This window comes from Thalassotalea euphylliae (genome assembly GCF_003390375.1).
GTDB lineage: Bacteria > Pseudomonadota > Gammaproteobacteria > Enterobacterales > Alteromonadaceae > Thalassotalea_F > Thalassotalea_F euphylliae_A.
In genome coordinates this window covers 429,343-446,418 of sequence record NZ_QUOT01000001.1, presented here as the reverse complement: position 1 = coordinate 446,418, position 17,076 = coordinate 429,343, and the positions used below count along the sequence as shown (strand labels likewise).

20 protein-coding genes and 3 tRNA genes are annotated in these 17,076 nt (G+C 40.5%); 15 read left to right on the top strand and 8 right to left on the bottom strand.

Annotated features, from left to right (window positions below; translation table 11 throughout):
- Nucleotide 1: 1 nt before the first annotated feature.
- From tusB to DXX94_RS01995, 5 genes are all read right to left on the bottom strand, one after another.
- Nucleotides 2-295 carry a sulfurtransferase complex subunit TusB gene (gene tusB / locus DXX94_RS02015; RefSeq protein WP_116013543.1) on the bottom strand — a complete coding sequence of 98 codons (294 nt, stop codon included), beginning with the start codon at nt 293-295 and terminating at the stop codon, nt 2-4.
- 10 nt (nt 296-305) lie between these two features.
- Nucleotides 306-668 (bottom strand): sulfurtransferase complex subunit TusC, encoded by a 363-nt coding sequence (tusC, locus tag DXX94_RS02010; RefSeq protein WP_116013541.1) that lies wholly within the window; start codon nt 666-668, stop codon nt 306-308.
- Entirely contained in the window at nt 665-1,030 is a 366-nt protein-coding gene (gene tusD, locus DXX94_RS02005; RefSeq protein WP_181901462.1) for a sulfurtransferase complex subunit TusD, read from the bottom strand. Before tusD ends, tusC begins: the two co-directional genes overlap by 4 nt.
- A 98-nt stretch (nt 1,031-1,128) precedes the next feature.
- Entirely contained in the window at nt 1,129-1,797 is a 669-nt protein-coding gene (locus DXX94_RS02000) for a Bax inhibitor-1/YccA family protein (protein ID WP_116000292.1), read from the bottom strand.
- Between the two features lie 112 nt (nt 1,798-1,909).
- Nucleotides 1,910-2,503 carry a DNA-3-methyladenine glycosylase I gene (locus tag DXX94_RS01995; RefSeq protein WP_116013538.1) on the bottom strand — a complete coding sequence of 198 codons (594 nt, stop codon included), beginning with the start codon at nt 2,501-2,503 and terminating at the stop codon, nt 1,910-1,912.
- Nucleotides 2,504-2,642: 139 nt separating this feature from the next.
- Here DXX94_RS01995 and DXX94_RS01990 point away from each other — a divergent pair.
- The 3 genes from DXX94_RS01990 (at nt 2,643) to DXX94_RS01980 (ending at nt 4,228) form a co-directional block, all read left to right on the top strand.
- Nucleotides 2,643-2,733 (top strand) — tRNA-Ser (locus DXX94_RS01990).
- 211 nt (nt 2,734-2,944) lie between these two features.
- The gene (locus tag DXX94_RS01985) at nt 2,945-4,030 is read left to right on the top strand and encodes an HDOD domain-containing protein (protein ID WP_116013537.1); all 1,086 of its coding nucleotides are present in this window, start codon (nt 2,945-2,947) and stop codon (nt 4,028-4,030) included.
- Nucleotides 4,031-4,137: 107 nt separating this feature from the next.
- A tRNA-Ser gene (locus DXX94_RS01980) sits at nt 4,138-4,228 on the top strand.
- A 229-nt stretch (nt 4,229-4,457) separates the two neighbouring features.
- Here the strand turns inward: DXX94_RS01980 and DXX94_RS19175 are convergent.
- On the bottom strand, nt 4,458-4,685 hold the full coding sequence (locus DXX94_RS19175) for a hypothetical protein (RefSeq protein ID WP_147302230.1): 228 nt from the start codon (nt 4,683-4,685) through the stop codon (nt 4,458-4,460).
- 52 nt (nt 4,686-4,737) lie between these two features.
- Here DXX94_RS19175 and DXX94_RS01975 point away from each other — a divergent pair, with 52 nt between their 5' ends.
- The 8 genes from DXX94_RS01975 to DXX94_RS01945 all read left to right on the top strand — a co-directional run bounded on the left by DXX94_RS01975 (nt 4,738) and on the right by DXX94_RS01945 (nt 10,405).
- Nucleotides 4,738-5,136: a hypothetical protein gene (locus DXX94_RS01975; protein ID WP_116013535.1), complete on the top strand. Its 399-nt coding sequence runs from the start codon at nt 4,738-4,740 to the stop codon at nt 5,134-5,136.
- 260 nt (nt 5,137-5,396) lie between these two features.
- Nucleotides 5,397-5,487: transfer RNA gene (locus DXX94_RS01970), tRNA-Ser, on the top strand.
- A gap of 238 nt (nt 5,488-5,725) precedes the next feature.
- A complete protein-coding gene (locus DXX94_RS01965) occupies nt 5,726-6,904 on the top strand; it encodes a tetratricopeptide repeat protein (protein WP_116013534.1) in 1,179 nt (392 codons plus the stop codon).
- A 14-nt stretch (nt 6,905-6,918) separates the two neighbouring features.
- Nucleotides 6,919-7,242, top strand: a complete 324-nt coding sequence (locus tag DXX94_RS19235; protein ID WP_181901461.1) for a hypothetical protein — start codon at nt 6,919-6,921, stop codon at nt 7,240-7,242.
- Nucleotides 7,220-7,879, top strand: a complete 660-nt coding sequence (locus DXX94_RS01960) for a M20/M25/M40 family metallo-hydrolase (protein WP_181901460.1) — start codon at nt 7,220-7,222, stop codon at nt 7,877-7,879. Before DXX94_RS19235 ends, DXX94_RS01960 begins: the two co-directional genes overlap by 23 nt.
- A gap of 72 nt (nt 7,880-7,951) precedes the next feature.
- Nucleotides 7,952-8,509 carry a phosphoribosyltransferase gene (locus DXX94_RS01955; RefSeq protein WP_116000286.1) on the top strand — a complete coding sequence of 186 codons (558 nt, stop codon included), beginning with the start codon at nt 7,952-7,954 and terminating at the stop codon, nt 8,507-8,509.
- A 160-nt stretch (nt 8,510-8,669) separates the two neighbouring features.
- Nucleotides 8,670-9,866 carry an alkaline phosphatase family protein gene (locus DXX94_RS01950; protein ID WP_147302229.1) on the top strand — a complete coding sequence of 399 codons (1,197 nt, stop codon included), beginning with the start codon at nt 8,670-8,672 and terminating at the stop codon, nt 9,864-9,866.
- Nucleotides 9,867-9,925: 59 nt separating this feature from the next.
- The gene (locus tag DXX94_RS01945) at nt 9,926-10,405 is read left to right on the top strand and encodes a hypothetical protein (protein ID WP_116013529.1); all 480 of its coding nucleotides are present in this window, start codon (nt 9,926-9,928) and stop codon (nt 10,403-10,405) included.
- A gap of 196 nt (nt 10,406-10,601) precedes the next feature.
- On the opposite strand, the gene asnS is transcribed toward DXX94_RS01945, so the two are convergent.
- On the bottom strand, nt 10,602-12,002 hold the full coding sequence (asnS, locus tag DXX94_RS01940; RefSeq protein ID WP_116013527.1) for an asparagine--tRNA ligase: 1,401 nt from the start codon (nt 12,000-12,002) through the stop codon (nt 10,602-10,604).
- Nucleotides 12,003-12,161: 159 nt separating this feature from the next.
- On the opposite strand from asnS, the gene DXX94_RS01935 reads away from it, so the two are divergent.
- Nucleotides 12,162-12,545, top strand: coding sequence for a hypothetical protein (locus DXX94_RS01935; RefSeq protein WP_116013525.1), 384 nt, complete (start codon nt 12,162-12,164; stop codon nt 12,543-12,545).
- A gap of 104 nt (nt 12,546-12,649) precedes the next feature.
- On the opposite strand, the gene bioA is transcribed toward DXX94_RS01935, so the two are convergent.
- On the bottom strand, nt 12,650-13,948 hold the full coding sequence (gene bioA, locus DXX94_RS01930) for an adenosylmethionine--8-amino-7-oxononanoate transaminase (RefSeq protein WP_116013524.1): 1,299 nt from the start codon (nt 13,946-13,948) through the stop codon (nt 12,650-12,652).
- A gap of 99 nt (nt 13,949-14,047) precedes the next feature.
- On the opposite strand from bioA, the gene bioB reads away from it, so the two are divergent.
- The 3 genes from bioB to bioC are packed head-to-tail and all read left to right on the top strand — an operon-like array spanning nt 14,048 to nt 17,052.
- Nucleotides 14,048-15,100 (top strand): biotin synthase BioB, encoded by a 1,053-nt coding sequence (bioB, locus tag DXX94_RS01925; protein ID WP_116013522.1) that lies wholly within the window; start codon nt 14,048-14,050, stop codon nt 15,098-15,100.
- 21 nt (nt 15,101-15,121) lie between these two features.
- Nucleotides 15,122-16,270 carry an aminotransferase class I/II-fold pyridoxal phosphate-dependent enzyme gene (locus DXX94_RS01920; RefSeq protein ID WP_116013521.1) on the top strand — a complete coding sequence of 383 codons (1,149 nt, stop codon included), beginning with the start codon at nt 15,122-15,124 and terminating at the stop codon, nt 16,268-16,270.
- The gene (bioC, locus tag DXX94_RS01915; RefSeq protein WP_116013519.1) at nt 16,270-17,052 is read left to right on the top strand and encodes a malonyl-ACP O-methyltransferase BioC; all 783 of its coding nucleotides are present in this window, start codon (nt 16,270-16,272) and stop codon (nt 17,050-17,052) included. Before DXX94_RS01920 ends, bioC begins: the two co-directional genes overlap by 1 nt.
- Nucleotides 17,053-17,076 lie beyond the last annotated feature (24 nt).

Genomic DNA, 17,076 nt, shown 5'->3' with positions numbered 1-17,076 from the left:
ACTATTGCCATGTAATAATTTGATTTGCAGATTCAGTCAGTGCAACGAGTGCGGCCATTGAGATAAAATTCAACGCATCATCAGTCACTAAACCTCTTGCCAAGTAGTGATGCTCGATCACAAAAAGGCTTTCTTTGCCAACTAAGGCTAAAGCGTTTTGTAGGATAGGGTGATTAACGCTGTAAACGCCGTCGTCTAATAAAATAATTCGGTCACTACTTTTCATCACAGTTAACGCATTCGTAAAGCTATCGCTGCTAAATGAAGATGATCGGATAAGGTGCAAACTTGCCATTGATAAACCTTTAGAATGTTAACACTGCGCTGTGTTGACTAAGATGTTGCTGAATTACATCATCAGATAAAACCTCTACGCCATCAATTAATAAGCTATTGTTTAATGAGCGTTTAGTTAATGATTCTTGGCTGACATAAACGTTTTCTATATCGTAGAACGACAATGCCGCGAAAGTTTTGGTAAAGTCTTTTACGTTTAACGTATTACCATCGCACTGTTGAAGTAACTGGAAAACACCATCGCCAATAAAAAATAGCGATATTTGTTGCTCATAACTGCCAAAGATAAGTGCGAGATTTAACGCATCTTTACCATGACTAGTCGCAAAAGGCGCTTTCGTATTAATAACGGCTAGTGAAGTTGAACTCATAACTGAATCACCTTATCTGCTGTAGATGTCAGTTCTACCATTTCTCCCAAACCAGATACGGTAAATGCTGGATTTATATTTATTACACCATCTTGATCGGTTAAACCGCGTTTCTCACCCGCAGTTATACACAAATGTAGCGCTACTTGGTGATCGTTAAGAAGTTTCACAAAAGCGGCTGGCGCTTGGAATTCATCGTTAGGTATTGACGTTAATGTGCTCGCATTAAGCACACCGTCTTGATAGAAAAAAATACCATTAATTTGATGCCCAGCCGTTAAAATTGATTCTGCAAATTCAATTACCGTGGCGGTATTGTTCTGATGGGGCGGGGTAGTCACTACCAAAGTATAAACAGACACAGATTTCCTAATAGCTCGTTGTCATAAAGTAAAAGTCGCAAATAAAAAAAGCCCCGTTTTAAAACGGGGCTTTATTATATATTAATATCAATTCAGAATTAATCGTCTGAATTAAATGCGCCTAATAGTTGAAGTAGGCTAACAAACAAGTTGTAAATGTTTAGGTATAACGACACTGTAGCGCGAATATAGTTGCGCTCACCGCCGTGAATAATGCGGCTAGTATCGAATAAAATTAAACCAGACATAATCATCACAATCGCAGCGTTTAACGCTAGTGATACTGCAGGAATAGCGAAGAAGATATTCGCGATACCAGCGATTAATACCACAATTAAGCCAACCATTAAGAAACCACCCATAAATGAGAAGTCTTTCTTACTTGTTAGTGCGTAGCCTGACAAAGCAAAGAAAATTAATGCCGTGCCGCCTAACGCTTGCATAATTAATGATGGGCCACCAGGTAGAGCAGCATACATATTAAGTAATGGCCCTAGTGAGGCGCCCATTAAGCCAGTGAAAGCAAAAATCCAGAAAATACCGTTGGCTTTGTCTGCTTGCTTGTTAACAACAAATAGTAAACCAAAAGCAACAAGCGTCATGACTAAAGCAGCCATATGCGATAAATTCATGGCCATTGAAACACCAGCGGTAACCGCACTAAACGCTAAGGTCATGCCTAAAAGCATGTAGGTATTTCGCAATACCTTATTAATTTCAATAGCACTACTTTGACTTGCAGTACCTAGATTCATATTTGTTTGCATAAACTTTCCTCTATGAACTTATTTTCTAATTATGTAGATTTGGGCAATAACAAAAAGTTCAAGCCCAGATTGTCAATGCGTGACATATTATGGCACGCAGATTTTAAAATTACTACGCTATTTCTTGCTGAAAGAGATCAATTATTTGTTTTCTTCTGAAACAGTCTACCGAATGATCGTTAACCATGCCACAGGCTTGCATGTGCGCGTAAATAGTTGTTGAACCGAGAAATTTAAAACCGCGCTTTTTCATGTCTTTCGCTAGCTTATCTGAAATTTCTGTTGTCACGGGGTAGTCGCTTAATTGTTTTGGGGCATTGACTATGGTTTTATTACCTACAAACGACCATTGATAGTTGGCAAAGCTGCCAAATTCTTGTTGTATCTCAATAAAGCGGGTGGCGTTGTTTATTGCAGCCTCTATTTTCTTGCGATTGCGAATAATACCGTCATTTAGCATTAACTTTTCTACGTCATCCTCAGTAAGTTGGCTAACCGCGTTAACATCGTAATTTGCGAAGGCTGTTCGATAGTGTTCACGGCGTTTCAATATGGTATACCAACTTAAGCCTGCCTGTGCCGACTCTAAAACGAGAAACTCAAAAAGCTTTTGGTCTTCTTTAACAGGTACTCCCCATTCTTCATCATGGTACTTTACATAATCTGGTTTAGATTCATCTAGCCAAGGGCAGCGACATTTATTCATTAATTTTTGGCCTTTTTGCTTTAAAAATAATAGCTTTGCTCAAAATGAAAGCAAACAAAATTAATTTTAACATTAACGCTTTACAAGCGAATATCAACACTTTAATATGCGCCTCGTTCCCAAGCAAAGGGAACAATTTGGTGAGATGGCTGAGTGGTCGAAAGCACCGGTCTTGAAAACCGGCAGGGGTTTGTAGCCCCTCTAGGGTTCAAATCCCTATCTCACCGCCATATTCTAAAACCTCGCAAATGCGAGGTTTTTTTTTATCTTTTACTTTTTGTTTACAAATAGTCCCTACAGATTGTGTTACTATTCTCCGCGCTGTTTCGCAAATCATTTCATTAAGCAGCAATTAGTTTCTTGAAGGATTCACTATTTGTAAACCTTATTCGTAGACAATGGAATTGTTAGTGTTTTCAATCATTCACAGGCTTTATCTTTGTGTTTCGTAAATTAATTAAATCAGCTTTTCCTACGCTAGCTAAATCACAGAAAAAACCTAATTATGAAGCGTTCGCCCAAAGCAAGGCAACTACGGAGGTAGATGCTACTTCACCCAATGAAGCTCAACAAAACGTATCAGCGTCTTCTATACCTTCTATTCGTTTTGAACTTGGTCAAGCGTTCACCAATTACTTATTTAATTCAGAAGTGACGGGCAGTCACGTTGATGAAATCAGTCAATTTGTTAAACAGCAAATTGAGACAATCATTACCACACAGGCAAAGGCAATTATTAACGAGCTGCCAGTGATGCCAGCGACGATTACCGATCTTGCTAATCAGTTATCATCCGGTGATTTTGATACCGATTATCTTTTAAAAATTATTGCTGCAGAACCAACCATCGCTGCGGATGTTATTAAGTTGGCTAATACAACAAAATATAAACGTGGCACCAAAGATATTACTGATCTAAAAACTGCGTTTGTTACCGTGGGTACTGCTGGTCTGCTGGAAGGGGCGATTTATGGCTACATAAATGGTTACAAGCCCGTTACCAGTGCCTATTTCAAACAGTTCGGTGAGCGAATTTGGCAGCACAGTCAAAATACAGCTGATTTCACGCAGGAAATAGTTAAACGCCAAGCTCCAGAAGCGGCTGCTAGCGCTTATTTTGTCGGCTTAATTAGAAATCTTGGTGAAATGGTGCTTTTCCAATTGATGGTAGAGGCCTTTAGTTGGGTTGATCCTGATTGCAGACCAAATGCCTTAGTGCTCAAGCAAATTATCGATAAGTATTCAATTAAGCTTACTTATATTATTGCAAAAACATGGCAGTTGCCTGAAAGTGTTTTGTTGCCACTTGCCGTGCAGATAAAAGCCACTAACGTTACTCAGCTCATGTCGGTTAAAGACAAACACCCTGTAGCGGCGGCTAATTATGATGCCAATAAACTAAGCCAATTAATTATGCTGCGTCAGTCGCAAAGAATTGATGATGTTGCACTAGAGAAAGAAATTAATAAGCTAATAAATGTACCTGCAACTCGTAAAATTGTAGAAAAATACATGGCTATTGATTAGTTTGTGAGCGAACGGAACGATATTGCAATTTTATTGCAATTAACACTTTACAAGCGCGTAGGCACCCTTTACTATGCGCACCGTTCCCAAGCAAAGGGAACAATTTTGGTGAGATGGCTGAGTGGTCGAAAGCACCGGTCTTGAAAACCGGCAGGGGTTTGTAGCCCCTCTAGGGTTCAAATCCCTATCTCACCGCCATATTCGAAAAGGCTGCACATTGTGCAGCCTTTTTTCGTTTTAATTATTCAAACAGGGGTTATCAATAGACCTCTGTTTATTGTTTTTGTAATATCAAATTATTACATTCAAGCTTCAATGGATTGATGTTTAACTTATTTAAAAACAAACCCTTTCTTGCGTGAGAAGATCAAACATTTCAAATTGAGACATATCGCTGGTTGTTGCGTAATTTTGGCGGAGAAGATTTTTACCAAGCAACAAGTTTAGTCTTACCGACAAAAGCATATTTTCCTGTTGAAGCAGATAACGCAGAAGCCGCCGCTATAGCAACGTTTAATTCAGTTAAGCTGCACGCCAATATGGCAACGTGGAATTGCATAACTGAAGCACAATAAGAAGATGCCAACCCTATAATTTCTGCGGGTATTACCATACAAAATGCACCAGTTAGCCCTAATGGAACTTTCCAAGCCACTGCATCAGATAAAGTGATTATTACTTACAATCCGGTTTTAGTAGGGCAACCTATGCAATTGGTTGCCACGCTTGCACATGAGCTTGCGCACTATTTAACAGCAACTGCTAAAGATGAGCCACCGGGCGGTTGGGAGAATTGGGAGTTTGCAACAGATATTGCGGCGACTTTTATGGGATTTGGGATATTTATGGCGAACTCAGCATTTAACTTTAGCCAATATGCCGACGCAGACTCTCAAGGGTGGAAATCAGGTCGCAGTGGATACCTCAGTGAAAATGAGCATATTTATGCGCTTGCAATATTTCTACTGCTAAAAGATCTGTCAATCAATGAGGCTAGTCGATACCTCAAACCACATCTTGGTAAGCAGCTAAAAAAAGTGATGAAATTGCTTAGTAATTCGGATTTTATAATTGAACTGAAGGCAGTTCAAAAGGCTGCTATCTAGTTATCTTGATCTATTCGTAAATTAATAGCGCCGAATTTGAAACCTAAAGTGAGGATACATGGGATAAATACATCGAATTAATCGAGTGTTGAGTGCCTCGCAAATTGAGTTGCCTTATACTTTTTAAACGAGTTGCGTAGGTTAATTAATCAAACAGTACAATTATCTTCTTTATCGTTAAAAATCTTCAAATTAGGGCTTTACAAGCTGTGAATCTGTCTTAAATATGCGCCTCGTTCCCAAGCAAAGGGAACAAGTTTGGTGAGATGGCTGAGTGGTCGAAAGCACCGGTCTTGAAAACCGGCAGGGGTTTGTAGCCCCTCTAGGGTTCAAATCCCTATCTCACCGCCATATTCGAAAAGGCTGCACATTGTGCAGCCTTTTTTCGTTATAGGGCTCTATTGGTTGGAGCCTGAATTAAACCTCAGTTTTCAACACATCGACAAGTTACAAAGCAAACACATCTTCACATAGCTAATTGCTCTTCCACAAGTTTTTATGTAACGAGTTATTAACCGCATAGTATTCAATTAAGCAATCTATCAGTTTTACATTATGCTTAACTAAGATGTGATGTTTGAGGTGGCTTATGCATAGACTGGTTTTATTGCTGTTCCCCATGGTTTTTTCGCTTAGCGGTTGCAATTCAACTGTGCCTCAACACTCTGCGGGTTTCGCCGCCTATAATCCAGACCTACTCCTAGTTGACAAAGCCTTCCCCAAAGCGCAGCAAATTGATGTTGAGTCAAAAGAAGAAATTTTTGCGTTAAGCGATGAAATGAAGTCGGTTGTGCGCAGTAGCTTTATGTCTGAGCGCACCAAGCACAATAAAGCAATGAAGCTTATTCGCCATATTTTTAGTGATAATAATGTTGGTCTTGCTTATCAAAGTAATGCAAATTTAACCGCGAGCGAAACATATCAAAGCAAGACGGCCAATTGCATGTCGCTAACCATTATGGCATATGCCATGGCGAAAGCGTCGGGGCTTGATGTTGTGTTCCAAGATGTTCAAGTACCAGAATACTGGGTAAGAAATGGCCAATATAATTTGCTAACAGGCCACGTTAACTTACTAATTCCTGGTGTTAAATCTCGAGATCCTAATGTTAGTGTTGTGTGGGGCGGTGCTGATATCGAAATTGATTTTGATCCTTTCGTTAAAAAGAAACGCTTTCCTAAGAAAAAAGTCAGTATTAATACGGTTGCAGCGATGTTTTATAATAATAAGGGCGCACAAGCACTTGTTGAAAGCGATTACGACACTGCCTACCGTTATTTTGCTCAAGCAGTAAAAACCGCTCCTGATTTTGCTGCAGGCTGGGGAAATTTGGCTGTACTTTACCGATTCACGGATCAAAATGAGCTAGCAGAAACCACTTATCGTCATGCGATTAGCTTAGATGCAAGAAGCTTAAACACCTTAACGAATCTTTCCATATTGTTAGCAATTCAAGGTCGCTACGATGAAGCACGGCGCATCGACAGCATGATACTCAAACAGCGTATTAAAAACCCGTATTACCATGCCTTGTTAGCAGATGAAGATTTTTATGAAGGCAATTATGAAAGTGCAGCTCGTCATTACCAACGGGCGATAAAACTTGATGACAGCATTCATGAATTTCACTATGGATTAGCTAAAGTGTTTAGTGCCTTAGGCAAAACAAACTCTGCGAAAATAGCAATGAAAAGGGCGATTCGGATTAACAAATATCCAGATGTTGAACAGCAATACTTGGCGAAACTCAATATTTTAAATCAGTAGTGTCCTGAGCTAATATGAAGCAATTAAGTATTTTATTGCTAGTTGTATGCGTTAGTGCATGTACTAACAAAACAACATTTTATCAGGCGCCGCCTCTTTCAGGCACAGTTATCAATCAATCCTCATTACTTGCCCATGTTAAATATTTGGCGAGTGATCAACTCAAAGGCCGAAAAATAGATACTCAAGGCGCACGAGCAAGCGCGCAATATATTAAAAATGAACTTATCAATTATGGAATTGGGCCTTTACCGCAAGTGGGAGGGTATTTTCAGTCTTTTAATTATCACCTTGGTAGGCAAAAAAACGGTACGAATGTTATTGCGTACATTAGCTGACGAAATACTGTCACCGCGCTATATTGTGCTTTCGGCGCACTATGATCACATTGGTGCGAGTGGTGATAAAGTCTATAACGGCGCAGACGATAATGCCTCAGGCGTTGCGGCACTGCTTGAATTGGCTAAGGTACTAAAAGGTAAAACGAAGCACGATATTATTTTACTCTTTAGTGATGGAGAGGAAGATAACCTTCGAGGTGCCAAAGCTTTTGTAGACGAATTCCCAGGCATTGTAAGAGATACCTTGCTAAACGTTAATTTGGACATGATAGCTGGGGTTAAGAATACGAGTAAGCTAAGTTACATTAGTCATAATCTTGATCAATTATTATCTGAACAAAAGGAAGAAGAATTCTTACGCTTTCAGTATTCCAGTTGGGTGCCGGTACAAAAGGGTTTTAAGCGCGAAAGGGCGGCAGGCATGTGGAATAAACGTCGATGGAAGCTGGCGAGTGACCACGGCGTATTTTATCGAGCAGGCATCCCATTCATCTATTTTGGGGTAGGCACACATCAGCATTATCACCAAACGTCTGACAATTACGACAACATTAATAAAGAACTTTTTTGGCGTGCTAGCAATAGTATTTATTTACATCTACGCTATTTAGATCAACATATTGGCGTAAAGTAGTTAACCAACTAGTCAAGCTTTGTTACAATCGTTGGTTATCACCTTAGCTTTAATAAATAGGTAATTTCCTCAATGGAAAAGAAATACATTTCAGCGCAAGAGTTACTTGAAGATTCATTCAAATTAGCGGCTAAAGTCTATGAAGATGGCTTCCGACCAGAGTTTATCGTTGGCATTTGGCGTGGTGGCGCGCCGATCGGTATCGCAGTTCAAGAATTTTTTGATTTCAAAAAAGTAGAGACCGACCATATTGCAGTGCGCACTTCTTCTTACTACGGCATCAATCAGCAAAGTAAAGAAATTAAAGTACACGGTTTGCACTACATTATTGAAAATGCTAACGCGGGTGATGGCCTATTAATTGTTGATGATGTATTTGATTCTGGCCGCAGTATTGACGCCCTTATCAAACAATTAAAAGTGTTAATGCGCAACAACATGCCAACCGATGTTCGCGTTGCATGCCCTTGGTATAAGCCTAAAAATTCCAAGGTAGAAATTGTGCCTGATTACTATGTTCATGAGTCAGAAGAGTGGTTAGTTTTCCCTCATGAACTTTCCGGTTTAACGCCAGAAGAAATTGCTAACGGCAAAACCGACTTAGCGAATATTAAAGATCTATTCGTGTAATCGTACTGCCACAGAAAAGGAGCATTATGCTCCTTTTTTATTGCCCAAATTTTGCCTTTTGTTCGTTTGTTAACTCAATTTTAATGATTCATTCACCAGCGCACTTTTGCGTTTTTTCGTAAACAAAAGAGAAATCAACATAATTATAAGTGGAAACATAGTGAAGTTTTTAACGACAATAATGCTTGTTTTAAGCGTTATCATAGTGACACCTGCTTTTGCAGAAAAAGCGCCGACAGTACTCCTTTCTATCGATGGCTTTAGCCAAGAGCAATTCGAATTACTTGCCCCAAAACACTTATCATCATTAAGAAATAAGGGGTTATCCAGTAACGCGTTACTCCCGGTTTACCCAACAAAAACCTTTCCAAATCATATCTCTATCGTCACAGGCAAGTATCCTCTTGAGCACGGCATTATTCACAACCGTTTTTACAGTAGAACACGAAACAACCTCTACAGCATGGGTAAAACTAAAGAAGATCCAAGCTGGTTACTCGCCAAACCTTTGTGGGTGTTAGCAGAGGAACAAGGTGTGACAGCGGCCACTTATTTTTGGCCAACATCTGATGCCAATCTATTTAATACGCGTCCCACTTTTTACGAAATTTATGATGGCAGCCATTCTAATCGGCAACGGTTGATGCAAGTAATAGACTGGTTAAAGCTACCTAAAGAAAAACGACCGCAATTTATTACCAGTTACTTTTCGGTTGTTGACTCAGCCAATCACGAACATGGAATAGATTCGAGCGAAGCTAAAGCAGCAGTGGCTGAAGTAGATCAGCTAATAGGTGAATTTCTTGATGTGCTAAACGAAAATGATATTCAAATCAATTTAGTGATTGTGTCTGATCACGGTATGGCACCAATCAAGAATAAACTTTTACAATCTAAAGTGCTGCCACGAGTATTGTCGAAAAACTCCCTAGTGGTGAATGGTCAAACACAGCTTTATGTTTACTCCAACAATAAACAGGTATTAGCGGAGTCAGCAAAACGGATAAATGAAAAAGGCCAAGGGCGTTATCAAGCTTATTTACCTGACAGTTATCCAGAGCATTGGCGTTTCGCACCGACAACGCAAGCTCAAGCCGACGTACTACCGAATTTAATTGTCAACGCGGCGCCTGGTGTCATTTTTATTGAAAAAAAATATCAAACAGCAGCAACTCATGGTTATGACATTGCCGATACAGCACAAATGGAAGCCGTATTTTTTGCGTCAGGCCCTAACGTCAAGCCAGGAAAGGTAGAAGCATTTGAAAACATTCACGTGTTTAACTTTATCGCAGAATTAATTGGCGTAAAAACGCCAGCAGACAAGCATGTCATTAACGAATATATTGTTGATTAACACAAAGTCTTAAGCTTATAAATAAACCTTTAACTAAACTTTATAGCTAGACAATAACGATGAGAATGAAAGGGCGAGTTATCAAGGGCCATCAAGTTGCTTCTGGCAAAGCCACTGATTCGCCATTTTCTGAAGGTACAATAGCGTTACAAAAACCTTTCTTTAAAAAGTTAGGGTTAGATTTATCCCAAATGTTCAATGGCACAATTAATTTGGCAATTGAGCAAACTGTTCAAGATCTAGTTCAAGAATCTAGTCAAGAGCCCTGTCAAGAGAGGCATGCAGAGCTGTGCATTCAGTTTGGCATAGCCGACTATCGATTTAAAAACGTTAAATGGACAACAGATTGGCCAGCAGAGGATTTTGATTTCTATTCTTGCGAAATTGCTTACCAAGGAAAATGCTATTCAGCTTTTATCTATCAACCCAAAGCAGAAACTAAAGTAGGGCATTTTCAACCGAGTAATGTGGTTGAACTTATTGCGCCTTTTATTGAGGGGGTAAGCTATGGAGATGAACTTGAATTGTTAATCAAATAAATCGTGAATCAATGACCAAGCCCATTAAATAAGCGCTTTAAATGAGTGCATTAGCTCGGCATATTGTGTTGGTTGGCTAATGACTCAAAAAAGAGCCAAAATAAAAACACCGCAAAGCAAAAAATAAAAAGCCAATTAACAAAAAGCCCATCAACTAGATGGGCTTTCTAATTTAGTTAACTCGCTACAATTCTGCTTAGAATGCAGCGTTGTTTGGTGTACGAGGGAACGGAATTACGTCACGTACGTTTGCAATACCTGTTGCATAAGCGATTAAACGTTCGAAGCCTAAACCGAAACCTGCGTGTGGTACAGTACCGTAGCGGCGTAAATCACGGTACCAACTGTAATCAGCTGGATCTAAGTCCATTTCCGATAAACGTGCATCTAGTACATCTAAACGTTCTTCACGTTGTGCACCACCGATAATCTCACCAATACCTGGCGCAAGAATATCCATCGCCGCAACTGTTTTACCGTCTTCATTAAGGCGCATGTAGAAGGCTTTAATGTCTTTCGGGTAGTTTTGCAGAATAATTGGCGCACCAACATGTTCTTCGGCTAAGTAACGCTCGTGCTCAGAGTTTAAGTCGATGCCCCAAGACACTGGGTTTTCGAATTTCTTATCACAGTTTTCTAAGATCTCGATAGCGTCAGTGTAATCCATGCGTACAAAGTCGGTACTTATTAGTGCCTTTAAACGATCGATAACGGTTTTATCAACGCGTTGTTGGAAAAACGCCATATCATCAGCGCGCTCTTCAAGTAATGCTTTTAGTACATACTTCAGCATGTCTTCAGCCAGATCTGCAGCATCTGATAAATCAGCAAATGCGATTTCAGGCTCAACCATCCAAAACTCTGCTAAGTGACGAGACGTATTTGAGTTCTCAGCACGGAAAGTTGGACCAAAAGTGTATACTTTTGAAAGCGCGCTACAGTAGGTTTCAACGTTTAGTTGGCCAGATACGGTTAAAAACGCTTCTTTACCGAAGAAGTCTTCGCTGTAATCTACTTCGCCTTTGTCAGTGCGTGGTAGGTTTTCCATATCGAGTGTGCTTACACGGAACATTTCACCTGCACCTTCACAGTCACTTGCTGTGATTAATGGCGTTGCTATCCAGAAGTAGCCTTTTTCGTGGAAAAAGCGGTGAATTGCTTGTGCAAGCGTGTTGCGCACACGTGTTACCGCACCGCCTAAGTTTGTGCGAGCACGCAAGTGAGCTTGCTCACGCAAGAATTCGATGCTGTGACGTTTAGCAGCCATCGGGTAAGTGTCAGGGTCTTCAACATAACCCAGCACTTCAACACCAGTTGCTTGAATTTCGAACGCTTGACCTTGGCCTTGAGATTCTACCAAAGTGCCCGTAACTTTTACTGAACAACCAGTCGTTAGTTTTAAAACTTCTTCATCGTAATTATTCAGATCATTCGGAACAACAGCTTGGATGGCGTCGAAACATGAACCATCGTGAATAGCTAAAAATGAGATACCTGCTTTTGAGTCGCGGCGAGTGCGGATCCAGCCGTGTACAGTGATCTCTTCATTAACAGGGAATTTGCCTGCTAAGACATCAGTAATTGAAATAACTGACATTGAATGACCTCGTTTTTCGTTATAAATAATACATAATTTTAGGGCGTATTATGTTAACGTGACTATTGCGTTTAACAAGTAATAATTACTTAATTTAGCTAATTAATTCGTGAACTGAATGTTTACACTAAAAATGTTGTTATTTTGGATGTAGTTAAGATGGATTCAAACAAGCAATGGCCGGAAGTAGACCGCCGAGAAAACAAAGACACTTGGGTTAACATTTTACAGTGGTTGTCATTGATTGGCTGGTTTTTATTTTCTATCGCCTTAGTTGTTTCATTTTACGCAGCACCGGAACGTTCTTACGGTATTACCCGTTATAAAGGCATTGAGGTAAGAGACTATTGGGTAACACCACTCACTGACTATTTGTATGTGCTATTGTGGGTTACCGCGTTATTAAGCCTCGGTAGCATTGTTTTGAGTCATTTTCGCACTCGCCGCGCTACCGATAATAAGTTTTATAACTTCGTACTACTTTTTGTGATTTGCGCGGCTTGGGTATTTTATATTGCAATTAATGCTTATTGGCAGTCTTAAATCCAATTTTAAACTTTCATTAGAAATGTATGATGTTTCCTAGCCAAGATTACTCATCCTAAGCAATTGAACACTAATCCTTAGTAATTGAACACAACATAAAACTATTGAAAGCAGTGTTCATTATCTAGTGCCAATGCAATGGCTGAAACAAGTTGCTGTAGTTGTTCATCACTACTCACAAAAGGTGGCATTAAGTAAATGAGTTTACCAAACGGGCGAATCCACACGCCTTGTTCAACAAATAGTGCTTGGATGTTTTCCATATTTACCGCTTGCTTGGCTTCAATAACGCCAATTGCCCCTAAAACTCGCACATCAGCTACGCGATGATGTTCAGCTAAAGGCGAAATCAGACTTGTGAGTGTTTTTTCAATACGGCTCACCTGATCTTGCCATTGGTTTTCCATCAGTATCGCTAAGCTTTCATTGGCAACGGCGCAGGCGAGTGGATTGCCCATAAAAGTTGGACCATGCATAAAACAGCCGGCTTCGCCGTTACTGATGGTTTCTGCAATGTGTTTAGTAGTCAGTGTTGCCGCTAATGTCATATAGCCACCCGTTAATGCTTTGCCCAAGCACATAATATCTGGCGTAACATCTGCCCACTCGCTGGCAAACAATTTACCCGTGCGACCAAAGCCGGTCGCAATTTCATCAATAATCATCAATACATTGTACTCATCGCATAATTTTCGACATTCGGCTAAATACTGCGGGTGATAAATGCGCATTCCGCCAGCACCTTGTACAATAGGCTCAATAATAAAGGCGGCGATTTCTTGATGGTGTTGCTCAAATAGTGCTTTTAGTGGCGCGATATCGTTTGGTTGCCAGTCTTGATCAAAGCGCGTTTGTGGCGCGTCGGCAAAAAAATGTTGGTTAATGGAATTGGCAAATAGCTGGTGCATACCGTTAACTGGGTCGCATACCGCCATCGCAGCAAAGGTATCACCGTGATAGCCATTTTTTACCGTTAATAATTTGTTTTTTTCTGGTTGACCTAAGCTATGCCAATACTGAATTGCCATTTTAAGCGCAACTTCAACCGCAATAGAGCCGCTATCAGCAAGAAAGACTTTTTCAAGCCCTTCAGGCGATAGCGTTACTAGCTTTTTACAAAGTTCGATAGCCGGTTCATGAGTTAAACCGCCGAACATAACATGTGCCATTTGCGCTAGCTGGCTTGATACCGCTTGATTTAGGCGAGGGTGGTTATAACCGTGAATAACCGCCCACCAAGATGACATACCATCGATAACTTGTTGGCCGCCTTCTAATGTTAAATGCACGCCATTGGCACTTTTTACCTTAAAGCTAGGTAAAGGGTTAGTCATTGACGTATACGGGTGCCAAATATGTGCGCGGTCAAACGCTAAATCATCTGTATATATTATGGCCATATGTTAACTTGTTGTTCTGGTCTGCGTTGACATCTTTTACTTGGCGGCTAGACTACTCCTAAATTTATTCGCTGGCAATACAGCAACGACGGGCACACTATGACAGAAAATTTATCTCAGGTTCGACACAATTGGACAATCGAACAAGTTAACGCATTATTTAACAAACCGTTTAATGATTTGATGTTTGAAGCACAAACTGTGCACCGTCAGCACTTTAATGCCAATGAAGTTCAAGTCAGTACCTTGTTGTCGATCAAAACCGGTGCATGCCCAGAAGATTGCAAATACTGTTCACAGAGTGCTCGCTACAAAACCGATATTGAAAAAGAACGCTTAATGGAAGTGGAGAAAGTGCTGGAAGCTGCTAAACAAGCGAAAGCGCAAGGCTCTACGCGTTTTTGTATGGGGGCAGCATGGCGTAACCCCAAAGAGCGCGACATGCCTTATGTCACCGAAATGGTTAAAGGCGTAAAGGCACTGGGTTTAGAAACTTGTATGACGCTAGGTATGCTGTCGAAAGACCAAGCGCAATCACTACAAGAAGCGGGTTTAGATTACTACAATCACAATTTGGACACTTCGCCAGAGCACTATAATCAAATTATTACTACGCGCACTTATCAAGACAGATTAGACACGCTAGACAATGTTCGTTCTGCCGGCATGAAAGTGTGTAGTGGTGGCATTGTTGGCTTAGGTGAAAAGGCCAATGATCGTGCCTCACTGTTAGTGCAACTGGCCAATTTGCAGCCACAGCCAGAAAGTGTACCCATTAATATGTTGGTAAAAATTGACGGTACGCCACTTGCCGATGTTGCCGATTTAGACGAATTTGATTTTATCCGCTGTATTGCCGTTGCGCGTATTATGATGCCTAAAAGCCATGTTCGATTATCGGCGGGCCGAGAAGCCATGAACGAGCAAATGCAATCCCTTTGCTTCTTAGCTGGCGCAAACTCTATTTTCTATGGCTGTAAGTTATTAACCGCGGCGAACCCAGAAACGAACCAAGATATTGCATTGTTCAATAAGCTTGGCATCAATACAGAAACCATTGAGTCGCTTGTTGATGATGGCAGTGATGAAAAGAAAATTCATACCTCAATCAGTGAACAAGAAAACCAAGACCTGTTTTATAACGCTGGCTAGTTTTAAAAATTAGCGCGATTGATGAAATTTAAATTTATTGCTGAGCAATTGGCTCAGCAAACTCAACTAAATCGGCATCGTCAACGAGTAAGCATTGCAAGTAGTAGTGGTCGAGAGATAATTGTTGATGGTAAGCAATACCTGAACTTTTCCTCTAACGATTATTTAGGCCTCAATAATCATCCTGATATTAAAGCGGCGATGATCGAAGGGGCTGAAAAGTTCGGTGTTTCCGCTAGTGCGTCAAGTCTAGTCACTGGTTTCAATTACGCTCATCAAGCACTAGAAGAAACAGCCGCAAATTGGCTCGGGCGAGAGCGTGTTTTGCTTTTTAGTAGCGGATTTGCAGCAAATCAAGCTGTAATGCATGCGCTAGGTCAAAAAGACGTGCAGTTACTACTGGATAAACTCTCACATGCATCTATTATTGATGGAGCATTATCATCTCAAGCGAGCTTAAAACGATATCGCCATAATGATTATCAGCATCTAGCCGCATTACTCGCGAAAACGACGGCGGCAAATAATGAGTTAAACACCTTGATTGCAACTGAAGGTGTTTTCAGTATGGATGGTGATGAAGCTGATATTGACGCCTTAACGCAGCTGGCGAATAAAGCAAATGCCATGATTTACCTTGACGAAGCTCACAGTATTGGCATCAAGGGTGAACAAGGACAAGGTATCGCGAGCGCTGATGTCGATATCGTGATGGCTACATTTGGTAAAGCGATTGCAACCAGTGGGGCATTTGTAGCATGCGATACAGAGTTACATGATTATTTTGTTAATTTTGCAAGGCACTATATTTATTCAACGGCAATTTCACCGGCAATAGCGTGGGCGACTCAAAAAAGCATAGAGACGATAAAAAAAGAAATTTGGCGACAAGAAAAGCTATCTACTCTAACAAGGTTATTTAGTTGCCAACTCGATAGCAGCATAGATTTGGTGCCAACCACATCATCAATTCATGCCATTAATGTTCAAGAAGAAGCTAAAGCTTTAGCAGCGAGCGAAAAACTAAAACAAAAAGGAATTTGGGTGACAGCAATTCGGCCACCGACAGTGCCGAACGGTACATCTAGGTTACGCGTAACCATTTGTGCGAACCATAAAGAAAGGGATATCATATACTTAGCAGAATGTTTAAATGAGGTATTGGTGTAATGCCAAATACGTTAAACCAAATAAAAATTGCTAAATCATTTGATTTAGCGACCAATTCTTATGATGTTTCAGCGCGTTTACAGCGTTATAGTGGCAAACACTTGATGCCATGGCTACCACAAGAACGGCAGTTAACCGTTATTGATTTAGGTTGCGGCACAGGTTTTTTTACTGAACTTTTATCAGGGAATTTTGAACGTGTTATCGGTGTTGATATTTCCAATAAAATGCTCAATTACACAAGGTCACATCGAAAAGTAGACCATTTGGTAGCGGGTGATGCCTATCACTTACCGTTTCAAGACAACAGCATCGATTTAATCTATTCCAACCTCGTTATTCAGTGGTGCGATAACTTAGCACACCTATTTGAAGAGTTAATGCGAGTGCTCAAACCTGGCGGTAGATTTGTATTTACGACCTTACTTGATCAAACCTTAAGTGAACTTAAGTCTTCTTGGGCACAAGTGGACGATGACAAACACGTTATCGACTTTAAAAAAGATATCGATATTCTCTCAACGTTAGATAGCCAAGGTTGGGAGTTAACATGTCATCACGTGCAAGATGTTATTCTGGAATATGAAAATGTGCTTCATTTAGCGCGAGAGCTCAAAGGGCTAGGCGCTAACCATGTACCTAAGAAACAGCATCGTGGTTTGGCTGGCAAAGACAAATGGCAGCGAATGACTCAGGCTTATCAAGACTTTGTTGAGCCGAGCGGTGTATACCCTGCTACGTATCGTGTTTTTTCAGGGCAAATCGTGAAACCTTTGAAATAAAATACCTGAAATTATTCGTAGCGC